Origin of the sequence: Kitasatospora sp. NPDC085895, from assembly GCF_040702125.1 — a bacterium.
Classification (GTDB): Bacteria; Actinomycetota; Actinomycetes; order Streptomycetales; family Streptomycetaceae; genus Kitasatospora; species Kitasatospora arboriphila.
Genome location: NZ_JBFBJY010000017.1, coordinates 69127 through 85499, shown reverse-complemented (window position 1 = coordinate 85499; position 16373 = coordinate 69127). Strand labels below are relative to the sequence as shown.

The window sequence follows — 16373 nt, the reverse complement described above, 5'->3', positions numbered from 1 at the left end:
CCTCTTCTCGGTCGAGGTCCGGCCCTGCGGCTTGCCGCGGGTCAGTGGGTGGTGCTCAGGGAGGGCAGGGGCCACTCGCGGTGGAAGGCGGGCAGGGGGAGGTCGGCCTTGAGGAGCGGGGTGCCGAGGATCTTGATCTGGGCGTAGAGCCTGCCGTTGATGTCGAGGCCGGCGGTGTTGGTCCAACTGCCTTCGACGTGCGGGGGCTTGCCCGTGGTGTCGAGGGTCACGGAGCCGGCGACCCGGGTGTGGAGGTAGGGCTCGACGGACGCGGCGACGCCGACGGTGTCGTAGAGGCCGACGGAGGCCTCGGCGGTGAGGCCGGTGCGCAGGGTCGCGTCGCCGCTGAGCTTGGCGCGGACGGGGCCGACGGTGGTGGTGCCGGGGTCGGCGGTGGTGGTCCAGCCCTTGCCCTTGGCGTAGTCGGCGTGGACGGACCAGGCGCCGTCGAGGTCCTGTTCGGCCTCGACGGTGAGCTTCCCGTCGGCGCCGACGGTGAGGTAGCAGGTGAGGTCGAGGTTGACCACCACGGGGAAGCCGGCGACGGTCAGCACGGGGCTGGCGCTGAGCTTGGCGAGCGGGACGCGCAGCGGGTTGGGGCTGGCGGCGAGGGTGGCGCCGACCTTCCAGTCGGCGTGGGCGCCGAGGCCGAAGCCGACGCGGGCCTTCTCGATGCCGCCCTTGAGGATGCCGCGGCCGTCGTAGGAGAAGTCGACGGAGGGGGAGAGGCGGATGCCGGCGGCGAGGTCGGCCTTGGCCCCGCCGGGGAGCGGGACGCTGGTGCCGGCGTCGAGGGAGAGCTGGGCCGAGGCGGAGCCGTTGCCGCCGCCGGGGCGGGTGGTGAAGCCGACCTTGAGGTCCTTGACCAGCGGCTGGACGCGGATGCCGTGGACGTCGATCGCCTGGTGCTGCTCGGTGGCGGTGGCGCCGAGCAGTTCGGCGACCTCGGCGGGGCGGGTGGTGACCTCGACCTCGTCGTCGGCGGTCTTCTGCACGCCGGTGACGGCGACCAGGGCGCCGCGCGGTGCGGCGGGGGTGGGCGGGCTGGCGATCAGCTGGCCGGTGCGGACGGTGTCCGGTGCGGCGGACGCGGACGCGGACGCGGAGGCGGTGGCGTCCGGGTCGTGGGGGGCGCCGGTGGTGCGGGAGGGGGCGGGGGTCTTCCCGGTGCTGCCCGTACTGCCGGTGCTGCCGGGGTTCTTGGCGTGCCCGGGGTTACCGGTGCGCAGGGTGGCGCGGCCGCTCGCCGGGTCGTAGGCGACGAGGGAGACCGTCCGACCGGTGCCGGCGGCCGGTTTGCCGGCGGTCGCCGGGGCGGCGACGGCGGCGGTCGGGGCCGCTGCGGCACGGGTGTCGGTGCTGCTCGGGGCGGTCACGGCCGGCGCCGCCGGGGCGGTCTCCGTGGTGAGGGCCGCGGCGGCGAGGGCCGGTTCGGCGGCGGGTGCCGAGGCGGCGCAGCCGGTGGCGGTGAGCAGCAGGCCGGTGGCCAGTGCGGGGAGCGCGCGGGAGCGTATGGACATGCAGAGGGTTCGCCTTCGAGGTGGTGAGGGCAGGGTGAGGCCGGACGGGGGTGGCCGACCGACGCATTCCTTGGCATGTTACTGACGAGTCATCGGTTGGACGAAAGTGACGCAGGCTCAACTTTCTGGAGGTGGATGCCGGATGAGTTTCGGATGGCATGCCCGGCGGGTGGCGGATTCGAGGTTGCCGCTCCGGGTGAGGGTGGCGGCGCTGCGGTCGTGCGTGCAGCTGTACCGGCCGCTGGGATTCCACGGGACGCTGGACCGGCTGGCGTGGCTGGCCGGGCCGTTCCAGCGGGACGAGGAGGCGCTGTTGCGGGCGCTGGCGGTGCTGGAGGAGGACCGCGGCCGCTGGCTGGCCGAGCTGGACGCGTACGCGCGCTCGCGCCGGACGGGCAAGCGCTGCGGACGCCGGATGCCGAGGGAGGGGGAGCGGAACCCGAACGACCGGGCGTACTGGTCCGTGTGAGGCGTCGCCGTCGGTGCGGCCGCCCGAGGTCTTTGTCAACCTGGGTTGACACCGGGCGCCTGTCAACCTAAGTTGACAGCATGAGCGAGACGAGACAGCTCGCCGCGGACGCGAGCAGCCGCGACCCCGCGATCGGCCTGCGGGCCGTCCGGGCGCTGCGGGACCTGGCCGACCGGCTGGAGGACCTCCAGGTCGGCAACGCGCGCGAGCAGGGTTGGTCCTGGCAGGAGATCGCTGCCTGCCTCGGGGTCAGCCGGCAGGCGGTGCACAAGAAGTACGCCAAGCGGATCTTCGGTACGAGAGGGGAGGGCTGACCGTGTTCGAGCGGTTCACGGACGGCGCGCGCCGCGTCGTCATGCAGGCCCAGGTGGAGGCGCGCGAGCTCGGCCACGAGAAGGTCGGCACCGAGCACCTGCTGCTCGGCATCGTGCACGACCCGGCCGACCCGGTGGCCGCGCTGCTGGCCGCCGACGGCCTCGACCACGAGGCCGCGCGGGCCGAGGTCGTCCGGCTGTCCGGCGGCCACGTCGACGGCCGGGCGCTGGCCGCGATCGGCGTCGACCTCGACGCCGTCCGGGCGGCCGTGGAGTCCGCCTTCGGCGAGGGCGCCCTGGAGCGCCGGCCTGCCGAGGGCCGCCGGGCCGGCAAGCACAGCCGGCTCACCCCGCGTGCCCGCAAGACCCTGGAGCTCTCGCTGCGCGAGACCCTCCGCCTCAAGCAGAAGGAGATCGCCACCGGCCACATCCTGCTCGGCCTGATCCGCGAGGGCCAGGGCCTGGGTGCGGCGGTGCTCTCCGGCCGCGGAGTGGACTTCGCCAAGCTGCGCCGGGACGTGGAGGCGGTCCTCGGCTGACCAGGCGCCGACCCGGCGCCCACCCCGGGCGCGCCCCCGGCGGGCCGTTCCCACGTCGCGGAACGGCCCGCCGGACGTCTTCCGGAGCCCGTCGGCCGCACGGTTACCGGGTGGTACGGGCGCGGAGCGTCATCCTGTGCGACTGTGTGTCAACTCGGCCATTGAGTCGAAAACCTGAATGGATATGATCGGGCGACCGCGTGTACCGATCAAATGAGCGGAACGCGCTCGGTCGTACGCTGCCCCGGCCCGCCCGGTATGCCCGCGGCCGGCCCCGCGGTCACCCTGCTCCGCCGCCGACGCCGCACGAGGATCAGACAGATGAGAGCTCGCACGCGCCCCGCCGGGGCGGCGTACCAGGGATCCGACGGCGCTCTCGCGGTCCGCGCCGGGGCCGGGATGGTCCTCGGTGCCGCGGCCGCCGCCGCGGCCGTCGCCCTCACCCCGTCCGTCCACCGCGCCGCCGTCGCGGGCGTCGCCGCCGTCGCCGCCCTGCTCTGGTGCGGCCTCGTCGGCTGGACGGCCAAGCTCGGCCTCCGCGCCCGCGCCGCCGAGCACGAACTCGCCGCCGCCCGGCGCGAACTCGCCGAGACCGGCGCCGCCGCCGGCGCGCTGCACACCGACCTCACCGCCGCCCACACCGCGGCCGGCGCCCTGCGCGCCGCCCTCGCCAACGCCCAGGCCGAGACCGCGGAGATCCGCACCGACCTGGAGCAGGCCCGCGCCGACCGGCAGGCGGCGCGCGCCGAACTCACCGCCCTGCACGAGGCGCACAGCGCCGCCGTCCGGGAACGCACCGAACTGGCCGCCCTGCGCGACCAGGTGCTGCCCCGGGTGGTCGAGAGGCTGCGCGCCGGCGCCTCGGTCGACACCGCCCTCGCCGGCCACGACCTGCCCGTCCACCACGCCCTGCTGCGCACCGTCGCCGAGGCCGTCGGCCGCGGCGAGCGCCAGCGCGCCGCCGCCCTCGCCGTCTGCGCCACCGCCGCCGGCCGCGTCCAGGCGCTGGCCACGAGCATGCACGCGGAACTGCGCGACATGCAGCACCGGCACGGCGAGGACGTCCTCGGCGACCTGCTCGTCCTCGACCACTCCACCGCCCAGGTCGGGCGGATGGCCGACTCCATCGCGGTGCTCACCGGCGCCCGCTCCGGCCGCCGCTGGACGAAGCCGATCGGCGTCGAGTCGATCCTGCGCGGCGCCCTCGGCCGGATCGGCGCCTACCAGCGCGTCCGGCTGCACAACGCCTCCACCGCCGCCGTCGCCGGGTTCGCCGCCGAGGGCGTGATGCACGTCCTCGCCGAACTCCTCGACAACGCCGCCAACTTCTCCGCCCCGCCGGCCGAGGTGCACGTCTACGTCGAGGAGGCGCACTCCGGCCTCGTCATCACCGTCGAGGACGGCGGCCTCGGCCTCAGCGACAGCTGGCTGCGCCGCGCCGAACAGGCCGTCTCCGCCCAGCCGCTGGACCTCAGCGCGCTCTCCGCCGGCACCCGGCTCGGCCTCGCCGTGGTGGGCTCGCTGGCCCGCAAGCACGGCCTGTCGATCTCCTTCCGGCCGTCCGCCCGCGGCGGCACCGGCGTCGTGGTGCTGATCCCCGAACAGCTGATCAGCCACCCCGCGCCCGCCCTCGCCCGGGCCCTGGAGGCCGAGCGCCGCGCCGCGGCCGCCGCACCGGCCCCGGCCGCACCCGTCCCCGCCGTACCGCGCCCGGCCCGAGCCGTCCTGGAGCCCGCCCGCCCGGCCGCCCCCGCCGGCCCGGACACCACCGGCGTCACCGAGGACACCGTCACCACCGGGCGCACCGACGGCCCGCACACCACCGACGACGACGCCGGCAACGGGGCCGGCACCGACACCCCGCCCGCCGCCCGGGCCCTGCCGCAGCGCCGCCGCGGCCAGACCCTGGCAGCGGCCGCGCCGGCGGCCCCGGCCGCTCCGGCGCCGCGGACCGAGCGCTCCGCCGCCCTCTCCGCGGCCCGCTTCGGCGCGTTCCGCAAGGCCCTGCAAGGGGCCGAGTCCCCCGACGCCCACTCGAAGGACGATGCCCGATGAGCAGCAGCACCGACCGCGACCTCGACTGGCTGCTGGAGAACCTGCTGACGGCCACCCCCGGTGCCCGGCACGCCCTGGTGCTCTCCGCCGACGGCCTCAAGCTCTGCCACACCGCCGGCCTCGGCACCGACCAGGCCGACCAGCTCGCCGCGATCGCCTCCGGCATGCAGAGCCTCGCCCACGGCGCCTCCATCGAGTTCGGGAACGCGGCCGGTGGCGTCCGCCAGTCGATGACCGAGTTCCACGGCGGCATCCTGTGCATCGTCGCCGCCGGCGAGGGGGCCCACCTCGCGGTCGTCACCGACGACGACGCCGACGTCGGCGTCGTCGGGCACAACATGCACGGGCTGATCGAGCAGATCGGGGTGTTCCTGAGCGCCCCGCCGCGCGAGATCGAGGCCGGGGTGTGACGCGGCCGCTCGCCGGCCGGGACGAGGACCCGGACCGGCTCTACACGGTGACCCGCGGCCGCAGCCGGCCGCCCGAGCACGCCTTCGACCTGGTCACCCTGATCGTCACCGAGCAGGAGCCGGTGCCCGGCATGCAGTCCGAGCACGCCCGCATCCTCGCCCTGTGCGCCACCCCGACGGCCGTGGTCGAGCTCGCCGCCGAACTCGCCCTGCCGGTCAGCGTGGTGAAGATCCTGCTGGGCGACCTGCTGGAGGCCGGCCGGATTACCGCCCGCCACCCCAGGTTCGCCCCGTCCAAGGCACGCCTGCCCGACCTCGACACGCTGAAGCAGGTACTGCATGGTCTCCAACAGCTCTGACACCCTCGCCGCGGCCGGCCGGTCCCCGCTCAGCAGCACCGCCGCGAACGGGCTGAAGATCGTCGTGGTGGGCGGCTTCGGCGTCGGCAAGACCACCCTGGTCGGCTCGGTGAGCGAGATCCGCCCGCTCAACACGGAGGAGACGATGACCCGCGCCGGCGAGGGCGTGGACGACCTCACCGGGGTGCAGGGCAAGCGGTCGACCACCGTCGCCTTCGACTTCGGCCGGATCACCCTCGGCGCCGAGAACGTGCTCTACCTCTTCGGCGCCCCCGGCCAGGAACGCTTCTGGTTCCTCTGGGACCGGCTGTTCAGCGGCGCCCTCGGCGCCGTGGTGCTGGTCGACACCCGCCGCCTCGAGGAGTCCTGGTACGCCATCGACCGCCTCGAACACCACGGCACGCCCTTCGTGGTCGTCCGCAACAACTTCGGGCCGCCCGAGCACACCCTCGCCGAGGTCAGGGCCGCCCTCGACCTCGCCGACCACGTCCCGCTGGTGGAGTGCGACGCACGGGACCGCGAGTCGAGCAAGCAGGTGCTGATCGAACTCGTCCGCCACCTGCACCGCATGGCCGAGGCCGAGGCCTCCGGAGAGGACACGCCGTGACCGAGCCCGTCACCACCCCGCCGCCCGGCTGCCCGGCCCACGCCGACGCCGCCCCGCTGTACGGGCCCCGCTTCCAGACCGACCCCGGCGCGCTCTACCAGGAGCTGCGCGACCGCCACGGCCCGGTCGCACCCGTCGAACTCGCCGGCGGCGTCCCCGCCTGGCTGGTCATCGGCTACCGCGAACTCCAGCTGGTCACCGGCCAGCCCAAGGTCTTCGGCCGGGACTCCACCCGCTGGAACCAGTGGCCGGACATCCCCGAGGACTGGCCGCTCAAGCCGATGATGGCGCCCGTCCCCTCGATCCTCTACGCCGAGGGGGCCGAGCACCAGCGCCGCTCCTCCGCCGTCACCGACGCCCTCGCCGCCGTCGACCCGTACGAACTGCGCATCCACGCCGAGGAGATCGCCGACCGGCTGATCGACGGCTTCGCCGGCCGCGGCGAGGCCGATCTGGTCGCCGACTACGCCCACCGGATGCCGCTGCTGGTGCTCTGCCGGCTGTTCGGCCTCGACGAGGACGAGGCCCCCGTCCTGATCCGCGGACTGCTCGCGATGCTCGACGGCGGCGCCGACGCCCAGGAGGGCGCCCAGCAGCTGCTCGCCGTCATGCTCGGACTCGTCCACCGGCGCCGCGAGATCCCCGCCTCCGACGTCACCTCGCGGCTGCTCGCCCACGAGGCCGGGCTCAACGACGAAGAGGTCATGCGGGACCTGCGGGTGCTGCTGATCGCCGGTCACCAGCCGCTCGCCTACTGGATCTCCAACGCGCTGCGGCTGATGCTCACCGACGAGCGCTTCGCCGCCTCCCTCTCCGGCGGCCGCCGCTCGATCGGCCAGGCGCTCGGCGAGGCCCTCTGGGAGGACACCCCCACCCAGATCTTCGCCGGCCGCTGGGCGACCCGCGACGTCCACCTCGGCGGCCAGCGGATCGCCAAGGGCGACATGGTGCTGCTCGGCTTCGCCGGCGCCAACGCCGATCCGACGGTCCGCCAGGACTCCGGCCGCCCCGCCGAGGGCAACCGCGCCTACCTGAGCTTCTCCGCCGGCGACCACGGCTGCCCCTACCCGGCCCGCGAGGCCGCCGAGGTGATCGCCAACACCGCGATCGAGGTGCTGCTCGACCGGCTGCCGGACCTGCGCCTCGCGGTGTCCGAGAGCGCCCTGGTGTGGCGCCCCTCGGCCTGGGTGCGCGGACTGATGGCGCTGCCGGTGGCCTTCACACCCGGCTACGTGGCGGAGTGACGAGACCCGAGGAGGGGCAGGGATGACCGAACTGACCGCAGGGGCCGCAGTGACGGCGGCGGAGCCGGCGACCGGAGCGGACGGGACGACCGCAGCGGCCGCGCCGACCGCCGACGCGCCGTTCGTGATGGACCCGCTGGCCCGTGACAACGCCGCCGAGGGCGCACTGCTGCGCGCCGCAGGCCCGGTGGTCCCGGTCGAGCTGATGGGCGTCCGCGGATGGGCGGTCACCCGGCACGCCGAGGCCCGCAGACTGCTCACCGACGCCCGGCTGGTCAAGGACGCGACACACTGGGCGGCGTACCGCAAGGGCGAGGTGCCGAAGACCTGGCCGCTGATCGGCCTGGCCGTGCCCGGCCCGTCGATGGTCACCACCGACGGCGCCGCGCACCGCCGGCTGCGGGCGATCGTGGCCCAGGCCTTCACCCCCCGCCGCGTCGAACTCATGAAGCCCCGCATCGAGGAGATCACCGCCGAGCTGCTCGACCGGCTCGCCGCGGCCGGGCCGGTGGTCGACCTGAAGACGGTCTTCGCCTTCCCGCTGCCGATGTCGGTGATCGGCTGGCTGCTCGGCGTGCCCGAGCACGACCACGCCTACATCCGCGAGCTGTACGAGCGGTTCTTCTCCAGCACCACCGCCCCGGCCGACGTGCCGGCCACCATCGCCGCACTGAACGCCTTCGTCGCGGACCTGGTGGCGCTGCGCCGCGCCGAGCCCGGGGAGGACCTGATCAGTGCTCTGCTGACGGCCGACGTCGAGGGCGGACCGCTGACCGACGCCGAGGCCTCGGCGACCCTGCGCGTGATCATCGCGGCAGGCCACGAGACCACCGTCAACCTGATCACCAACGCGGTCCGCGCCCTGCTCACCCATCCGGACCAGCTCGCGCTCGCCCGTTCGGGCGAGGTCGGCTGGCCGGCGGTGGTCGAGGAGTCGCTCCGCTGGACCCCTCCGACCAGCAACTTCCTGTTCCGCTTCGCCACCGCCGACATCGAGGCCGGCGGCACGGTGATCCCCGCCGGGGACGCCGTTCTGATCTCCTACAACGCCATCGGCCGCGACCCCGTGCAGCACGGCGTCACCGCGGAGGTCTTCGACATCACCCGTGACGCCGGGCGGCACCTCTCGTTCGGCCACGGGCCGCACGTCTGCCCGGGCTCGCCGCTGGCCCGGCTGGAGGCGGCGGTGGCGCTGCCCGCCCTCTTCGAACGCTTCCCCGGCCTCGCCCTCGCGGTGCCCGAGGAGGAGCTGCGGCCGAACCCCACCATGGTGGTCAACAGCCTGCGCGAGCTGCCCGTCCGGCTCTGATAGGGGCCCCGGAACGGTGCTGGAGGGCCGGTGCGGAACCGGCCCTCCAGCACGGCCCGATCACGACCGGGACACCGGCCGATGAAGGTCGAACGCGCACCTTGGCGTGGGGTAACCGGTGAGTTAACGTCTTCAAGCCAGCGATACTGCTGGGTACAGCTCGATCAACCGGTACAGCGCAGACTTGTAGTCCCACGCCGGCATCTCGGGGTGCCCTGGCCAGGAGGAGCGCATTGTCCACCACCACGATCGCCTGTGAGGCCCGCCGATGACCACACTCCTGCGGCGGCGTCTGCTCGCCGTTCCCGCCGTGTTCGCCCTGGCCCTCGCCGCGGCGTGCTCGAACAGTTCCTCGAAGGACGGCGGCGGCACGTCGGCGGCACCCACGCTCACCGGTGACTGTGCCAAGTACCAGGCCTACGCGGGCCACTCCGGCACCAAGGTGACGATGTTCGCCTCGATCCTCAGCCCGGAGTCGGACTCGCTGGAGAAGTCCTGGGCGGAGTTCAGTTCTTGTACGGGCATCAAGATCTCCTACGAGGGCTCCAACGACTTCGAGTCGCAGCTGCCGGTGCGCGTGAGCGGCGGAAACGCCCCGGACTTCGCGATCATCCCGCAGCCCGGCCTGCTCGCGCAGATGGTCAAGACCGGAAAGGTCGTGAAGCCGCCGGCGCAGACCGTCGCCAACGAGGACAAGTGGAGCCCGGTCTGGAAGACCTACGGCTCCGTCAACGGCACCTTCTACGCGGCGCCGATGAGCGCCAACATGAAGTCGCTGGTCTGGTACTCGCCGAAGGCCTTCAAGCAGGCCGGCTACGAGGTCCCGAAGACCTGGGCCGACCTCATGGGCCTCAGCAACAGGATCGCCACCTCGGGCGGCGCCAAGCCGTGGTGCGGCGGCATCGCCTCCGGCACCGCGACCGGCTGGCCGGCCACCGACTGGGTCGAGGAGGCCGTCCTCGGCAGCTACGGCGGCGACGTCTACGACCAGTGGGTCAGCCACAAGATCAAGTTCAGTGACGAGAAGATCACCGGCGCCATGAAGACGGTGGCCGACTGGATGCAGAACCCGGCCTGGGTCAACGCCGGCATCGGCGACGTGAAGTCGATCGCCACGACCACGTTCCAGGACGCGGGCGCGCCGATCCTCTCCAACAAGTGCTACATGCTGCAGCAGGCGTCGTTCTACCGGGCGCAGTGGCCCAAGGGCACCAACATCGGCCCGGACGGCGACATCTTCGCCTTCCACCTGCCGGCCGTGAACCCGGCGGTCAGCAGCCCGGTCGAGGGCGGCGGCGAGTTCCTGGCCGCGTTCTCCAGCCGGCCCGAGGTGCAGGCGGTGCAGAACTACCTGTCGACCAGCGACTGGGCGAGCAGCCGGGTCAAGGTCGCCTCCGGCTGGGTCTCCGCCAACCAGGGCGTGGACAAGAGCCTCTACACCGACCCGATCGACAAGCTCTCCGCCGAGGCGCTCACCGACCCGGCCGCCACGTTCCGCTTCGACGCCTCCGACCTGATGCCGGCGGCCATCGGCTCCGGCCAGATGTGGAAGTCGTTCACGGCGTGGTTCGCCGAGGGGCAGTCCATCCAGAAGGTGGCGGCCGACATCGACGCGGCCTGGCCGCAGTAACGCCGGCCGCCTCCGGGCAGCGCGGGTCCCACCCGCCCGCGCTGCCCCTCCCCATGTCCGAGGAAGGACCCTCCGCATGCCCACGGCCACCGCCGTGCACCTCGCCGACTCGGCGTGGACGGATGCGACGATCAAGTTCACCAACACCGTCGGAGCCGTCGCCGGCTTCCTCGGCGTGCTGCTGCTGATCTTCTTCGCGGCAGGCCGGGCGACCGGGCGGTTCTCCCGCCCGCTGGCCGTCCTGGTGATGGTCGGACCGGCGATCCTGCTGCTGCTGGTCGGCCTGGTGATCCCGCTGGTCCGCACCGTCTACCTGAGCTTCTACAACGACGACTCCACCACGGCGGTCGGCGGCAGCAACTACGGCTGGGCGCTCACCACCGAGTCCATCCACCAGGTGCTGTGGAACACCCTGCAGTGGCTGGTCGTCGCCCCGCTGGTGGCGACCGGCACCGGCCTGGTGCTGGCCCTGCTGGTGGACCGGCTGCGCGGGCAGGCGGTCTACAAGTCGCTGCTGTTCATGCCGATGGCGATCTCCCTGGTCGGCGCGTCGATCATCTGGAAGTTCGTCTACGAGGACCGCGACCCCTCCCAGCCGCAGATCGGCCTGCTCAGCCAGCTCGCGATCAGCCTCGGCTGGGACGACCCGCCGAACTGGATCCTCTCCCACCCGCTGAACAACTACCTGCTGATGATCGTCATGATCTGGGTGCAGACCGGCTTCGCGATGGTGGTGCTCTCCGCGGCGATCAAGGCCATCCCGGACGAGATCACCGAGGCCGCCCGCCTCGACGGCGCCCGCGGCTTCCAGCTCTTCCGGCACGTCACGGTGCCGATGATCCGCACCACGCTGATCGTCGTGCTGACCACCGTCATGATCACCACGCTGAAGGCCTTCGACATCGTCCGCACCATGACGGGCGGCAACTTCGGCACCCAGGTGCTCGCCAACGAGATGTACTCGCAGTCCTTCGTGCAGTTCAACGTCGGCCGCGGCAGTGCGCTCGCCGTGATCCTCTTCCTGGCCGTGATCCCGCTGGTGGCCTACAACATCGTCCAGCTGCGCAAGGAGCGTGAGCACCGATGAGCGAGCAGCTCGCCCTGGCCCCGCAGCCGGGGGCGGAGGACCGCGTGCCCCCGGTGAAGGCCGTCCGGCGGGTGTTCAGCAGCCCGCTGGCCTCGCTGCTCATGGTCGTGGTCACCGTGCTCTGGACGATCCCCACGATCGGCCTGCTGGTCACCTCGCTCCGCCCCGAGGAGGACGTCTCCGACAGCGGCTGGTGGACGGTCTTCGGCGACCCGAACCTCACCCTGGAGAACTACCACACGGTGCTCTTCGAGGGCGGGTTCGGCGTCAGCGGCGGCCTGATGCCGTACATGGTCAACTCGCTGGCGATCAGCATCCCGGCGACGGTCTTCCCGCTGGTGCTGGCCGCGATGGCGGCGTACGGGCTGGCCTGGGTGAAGTTCCGGGGCAGCGACGTGGTCTTCTTCGCGATCTTCGCGCTGCAGGTGGTGCCGCTGCAGATGGCGCTCATCCCGCTGCTCCAGCTGTTCTCCGGCGGCGCGCACATCGGCTCGGTCACGGTGATCCCGGCCTTCGACCTCAGCGGCACCTACGCCCCGGTCTGGCTGGCGCACACCATGTTCGCGATGCCGTTGGCGATCTTCCTGCTGCACAACTTCATCGCCCAGCTGCCGCGCGACCTGATGGAGGCGGCGGTGGTCGACGGGGCCACCCACTTCAAGATCTTCCGGTCGATCGTGCTGCCGCTGTGCGCGCCGGCGCTGGCCTCCTTCGCGATCTTCCAGTTCCTCTGGGTCTGGAACGACCTGCTGGTGGCGCTCACCTTCGCCGGCGGCACCCCCGAGGTCGCCCCGATGACCGTCCGGCTGGCCCAGCTGAGCGGCTCCTTCGGCGGCCGCTGGGAACTGCTCACGGCCGGCGCCTTCCTGTCGCTGATCATCCCGCTGATCGTCTTCTTCGCGCTGCAGCGGTACTTCGTCCGCGGCCTGCTGGCGGGCTCGGTCAAGGGCTGAGCCGGCCCCGCGCTCCCGCTCCGGCGACGCCCCCGTGCCCCGTGCCCGGGGGCGTCGCGCGTCCGGCTCCTGACGGCCCGTGACATGGAACGGGAATGCGGGGATTTCGAGGACGCGCCACCCGCACAGCCGGTACACCGGTAGCGGCGATTCCGCCGCCGATCCGGTTGTCCGACAAGTGGGGGATGGCGTGAGGTTCAGAAGACGTCTGGCGTGCCTGGTGGCCGCCGTGCTGGCAGGAGCCGTCCTGGCCGCCGCACCGGCCGGGGCGGCGGGCACCGCGACCCTCGGCAACACCGCGGTCGGTTCGGCCACCGACTCGGGCGACTCCAACTACATGAACACCTCGCGCTTCGTCACCGGGTCCAACGGAGGTGCGCTGAACAGCATCAGCGTGCACGTCGGGGCGGTCGGCGCCGCGCCGAACAACCAGTACCAGGTCGCGGTCTACGCCGACGCGGCGGGCAAGCCGGGCGCCCTGGTCGCCTCCAGCGCCTCCGGCACGCTCACCGCCAACGCCTGGAACACCCTGCCGCTGACCGGCACCCTCGCCTCCAACACCGCCTACTGGCTGGCCTACAACAGCAACGGGTCGAGCGCCGCCGTCAACAACCTGCACTACAGCAGCGGCGGGACGAGCGGCTACTCCACCGGCGGCGCCCCGTTCGGCACCTGGCCGACCGCCTTCGGCGCGAGCAGCACCATGAGCGCCACCTTCTCGATCTACGCCACGTACACCCCCGACGGCGGCGGCACCATCCCGCCCGGCAGCGGACCGGGCGCCGAGGGCCCGATCCTGCTGGTCGGCAACGCGGCCAACCCGTACACCGCCTACTACACCGAGATCCTCAAGGCCGAGGGCCTCAACTACTACAAGCAGACCGACCTGTCGGCGGTCACCGCGGCGACGCTCGCGAACTACGACGTGGTGCTGCTCGGCGAGAGCGCGCTCACCCCCGCCCAGGTCTCCATGTTCACCACCTGGACCAACGGCGGCGGACGGCTCGTCGCGATGCGTCCCGACAAGCAGCTCGCCGGCCTGCTCGGCCTCACCGTCACCACCGGCACCCTCGCCGACGCCTACCTGAAGATCGACACCTCGGCCGCCCCCGGCGCCGGCCTCACCGCCGACACCATGGGCTTCCACGGCACCGCCGACCGGTGGACGCTGAACGGCGCCACCGCCGTCGCCACCCTCTACGACGACGCGACCACGGCGAGCGGCAACCCCGCCGTCACCCTGCGCACCGCCGGCAGCGGCCGGGCCGCCGCCTTCACCTTCGACCTCGCCAAGTCCGTGGTGCAGACCCGCCAGGGCAACATCGCCTGGGCCGGCCAGCAGCGCGACTCCACCGACGGCTACGAAGCCGGCGAGATGTTCTTCGGCACCAACGGCCAGCCGAACTGGAACGACCTCGGCAAGGCGCTGATCCCGATCGCCGACGAGCAGCAGCGGCTGCTCACCAACCTGATCACCCTGATGGACTCGGCGAAGAAGCCGCTGCCGCGGTTCTGGTACTTCCCGCGGGACGTCAAGGCGGTCGTCGTGATGAGCGGCGACGACCACGGCATCGGCGGCACCGTCGGCCGCTGGGACAGCTACACCTCCCAGTCCCCGGCCGGCTGCTCGGTCGCCGACTGGGAGTGCGTGCGCGGCTCGTCGTACATCTACACCAACGACCCGATGACGCCCGCCCAGGCGCAGTCCTACACCGACGAGGGCTTCGAGGTCGGCGTGCACGTCACCACCAACTGCAAGCCCTGGGGCACCACGGCCAACCTGCAGCAGCTCTACAGCGACCAGTTGGGCGCCTGGAAGGCCAAGTACGGCTCGCTGCCGAACCCGTCGAGCAGCCGCACGCACTGCGTGGAGTGGGACGACTGGGCCACCCAGGCCAAGACCAAGCTGGCCAACGGCATCCGGCTCGACATGGATTACTACTACTACCCGTCCGCCTTCGTGCAGGACCGGCCCGGCTACTTCAACGGCACCGGCATGATCATGAAGTTCGCCGACACCGACGGCAGCGTCATCGACGAGTACCAGGCCACCACCCAGCTCACCGACGAGTCCGGCCAGTCCTACCCGTCCACCGTCACCACCCTGCTCGACGGCGCGTACGGCGCCAAGGGCTACTACGCGGCGATCGGCGCCAACATCCACACCGACTTCGCGGCCTCCAGCGCCTCGGACGCGGTGATCGCGGCGGCCAAGGCCCGCGGCGTGCCGGTGGTCTCCGGCCGGCAGATGCTGACCTGGCTGGACGGCCGCAACGGCTCCGCCTTCTCCAAGCTCGCCTGGAGCGGCAACGCGCTGACCTTCGACATCACCGGCGGCGCCCGCGGCCTGCGCGCCATGGTGCCGGTGAACTCCGCCTCCGGCACCCTCACCGGGATCTCCAGGCAGGGCCAGGCCGTGCCCTACCGGATCGAGACGATCAAGGGAACGGCGTACGCCTTCTTCGACGGAGCGGTCGGCTCCTACACCGCGACCTACGGGCAGGACACCACCGCGCCCACCGTCACCGGCACCGCGCCCGCCAACGGCGCCACCGGGGTGGCGGCCGGCACCGCGGTGAAGTTCTCCTTCAGCGAGCCGCTCGACCCGGCGACGGTCACCGGCTCGGCGCTCACCCTGAGGACCACCACCGGCGGCACCCCGGTCACCGGCACCGTCACCTACGACGCGGCCACCAGCACCGCCGCCTTCACCCCGGGTGCGGACCTGGCGCTGACGACCGGTTACACCGCCACCGTGCAGGGCGTGAAGGACCTGGCGGGCAACACCCTCGCCGGGCCGGTGACCACCGCCTTCACCACCGCCGGGCTGCCGCCCAAGACCATCGGGTCCAGCACGGTCGGCACGCTGGTCGACGACACCGACTCCAACCACCTCAACGGTTCCAAGGTGACCACCGGTCCGACGGCCGTCGCCCTCACCTCGCTCAGCGTGCACGTCGGCGGGGTCGGCGCGGCGCCCAACAACCAGTACCAGCTGGCCGTCTACACCGACAACGCCGGCACGCCCGGCACCCTCGTGGTCTCCACCGCCCCCGGCACCCTGACGCCCAACGCCTGGAACTCGCTGCCGGTGACCACCACCCTCGCGCCCAACACCAGCTACTGGTTCGTCTACAACAGCAACGGGACGGGCTCGACGGTGAACAACATGCACTACTCGACCGGCGCGGCCGGCTCCGGGGCCTACAGCAACACGGTGGTGCCCTTCGGCACGTGGCCCACCGCCTTCGGAACCGCCGTCAAGGACAGCCTCGTCTACTCGCTGTACGGCGCGTACTGACGATCCGTCCGATCCGTCCGATCCGTCCGGTCCGTCTGATCCGTCCGGGCCGGCAGCTCCGGCTGCAGGTCGGACCGCGGGCCGGACCGCCCGCCCGCTGCGGGGCGCTTGTGTCACAACTCTGCGACACAAGCGCCCCGCAGTACTTTTGAACCTGTTCAGAACTGTCCTCCGCGCCCTAGAGTCGCGGTCACCCGCCGCGGGGCCGCACGTCGGCCGCCGCGTGTCCCGTGACGCTTGAGGGGGACTCATGTCGACACCGTCAGACAGCACACCGCCGCTCACACCTGCCACTCCGTCCGGGTCTTCCGAGCCGTCCGGGCCCGCCGAGGCGTCCGGGTCTCCCGAGGCGTCCGCGTCTCGCGAGTCGTCCGGGCCGTCCAAGGCTTCCTCGGGTGCGGTTGCACCTGGTGACGCTGCGTCCGGTGCCGCTGGGGCGGCCGCAGCCGTTCCCGGTGCCGGAGTGCCGGGAGCGCGGACGGAGCCCGACAGCGGGCGCGTCGGTCCGGTCGCGGACGGGACGACCGGGGGGACCGGTGCGAGCGGCCCGGGCGGGACGGGCGGTGCGGACGGGGG

Annotated in this window: 14 protein-coding genes; 13 read left to right on the top strand and 1 reads right to left on the bottom strand. The window is 72.7% G+C overall.

Annotated features, from left to right (window positions below):
• Window positions 1-41: 41 nt before the first annotated feature.
• Entirely contained in the window at window positions 42-1520 is a 1479-nt protein-coding gene (locus AB0442_RS13975) for a hypothetical protein (RefSeq protein WP_366162838.1), read from the bottom strand.
• A gap of 142 nt (window positions 1521-1662) precedes the next feature.
• Here AB0442_RS13975 and AB0442_RS13970 point away from each other — a divergent pair, with 142 nt between their 5' ends.
• From AB0442_RS13970 to AB0442_RS13910, 13 genes are all read left to right on the top strand, one after another.
• Window positions 1663-1989, top strand: coding sequence for a hypothetical protein (locus AB0442_RS13970; RefSeq protein WP_366162837.1), 327 nt, complete (start codon window positions 1663-1665; stop codon window positions 1987-1989).
• Window positions 1990-2069: 80 nt separating this feature from the next.
• The gene (locus AB0442_RS13965; protein WP_095872902.1) at window positions 2070-2303 is read left to right on the top strand and encodes a helix-turn-helix transcriptional regulator; all 234 of its coding nucleotides are present in this window, start codon (window positions 2070-2072) and stop codon (window positions 2301-2303) included.
• 2 nt (window positions 2304-2305) lie between these two features.
• A complete protein-coding gene (locus AB0442_RS13960) occupies window positions 2306-2842 on the top strand; it encodes a Clp protease N-terminal domain-containing protein (RefSeq protein WP_366162835.1) in 537 nt (178 codons plus the stop codon).
• A 321-nt stretch (window positions 2843-3163) separates the two neighbouring features.
• On the top strand, window positions 3164-4897 hold the full coding sequence (locus AB0442_RS13955) for an ATP-binding protein (RefSeq protein ID WP_366162834.1): 1734 nt from the start codon (window positions 3164-3166) through the stop codon (window positions 4895-4897).
• Window positions 4894-5307, top strand: coding sequence for a roadblock/LC7 domain-containing protein (locus tag AB0442_RS13950; RefSeq protein WP_363542328.1), 414 nt, complete (start codon window positions 4894-4896; stop codon window positions 5305-5307). Before AB0442_RS13955 ends, AB0442_RS13950 begins: the two co-directional genes overlap by 4 nt.
• Complete coding sequence (locus tag AB0442_RS13945) at window positions 5304-5666, top strand: DUF742 domain-containing protein (RefSeq protein ID WP_363542327.1); 363 nt, start codon at window positions 5304-5306, stop codon at window positions 5664-5666. The genes AB0442_RS13950 and AB0442_RS13945 overlap by 4 nt, the downstream gene beginning before the upstream one ends.
• Window positions 5647-6273, top strand: coding sequence for an ATP/GTP-binding protein (locus tag AB0442_RS13940; protein ID WP_366162831.1), 627 nt, complete (start codon window positions 5647-5649; stop codon window positions 6271-6273). Before AB0442_RS13945 ends, AB0442_RS13940 begins: the two co-directional genes overlap by 20 nt.
• Window positions 6270-7517, top strand: coding sequence for a cytochrome P450 (locus tag AB0442_RS13935; RefSeq protein ID WP_344623238.1), 1248 nt, complete (start codon window positions 6270-6272; stop codon window positions 7515-7517). Before AB0442_RS13940 ends, AB0442_RS13935 begins: the two co-directional genes overlap by 4 nt.
• A gap of 127 nt (window positions 7518-7644) precedes the next feature.
• Window positions 7645-8826 (top strand): cytochrome P450, encoded by a 1182-nt coding sequence (locus tag AB0442_RS13930; RefSeq protein ID WP_366162882.1) that lies wholly within the window; start codon window positions 7645-7647, stop codon window positions 8824-8826.
• A 268-nt stretch (window positions 8827-9094) separates the two neighbouring features.
• Window positions 9095-10456, top strand: coding sequence for an ABC transporter substrate-binding protein (locus tag AB0442_RS13925; RefSeq protein ID WP_366162829.1), 1362 nt, complete (start codon window positions 9095-9097; stop codon window positions 10454-10456).
• Between the two features lie 76 nt (window positions 10457-10532).
• On the top strand, window positions 10533-11543 hold the full coding sequence (locus AB0442_RS13920; protein WP_366162827.1) for a sugar ABC transporter permease: 1011 nt from the start codon (window positions 10533-10535) through the stop codon (window positions 11541-11543).
• Complete coding sequence (locus AB0442_RS13915; RefSeq protein WP_366162825.1) at window positions 11540-12496, top strand: carbohydrate ABC transporter permease; 957 nt, start codon at window positions 11540-11542, stop codon at window positions 12494-12496. Before AB0442_RS13920 ends, AB0442_RS13915 begins: the two co-directional genes overlap by 4 nt.
• Window positions 12497-12686: 190 nt before the next feature.
• The gene (locus AB0442_RS13910; protein WP_366162823.1) at window positions 12687-15797 is read left to right on the top strand and encodes an Ig-like domain-containing protein; all 3111 of its coding nucleotides are present in this window, start codon (window positions 12687-12689) and stop codon (window positions 15795-15797) included.
• The last annotated feature ends 576 nt before the right edge of the window (window positions 15798-16373 follow it).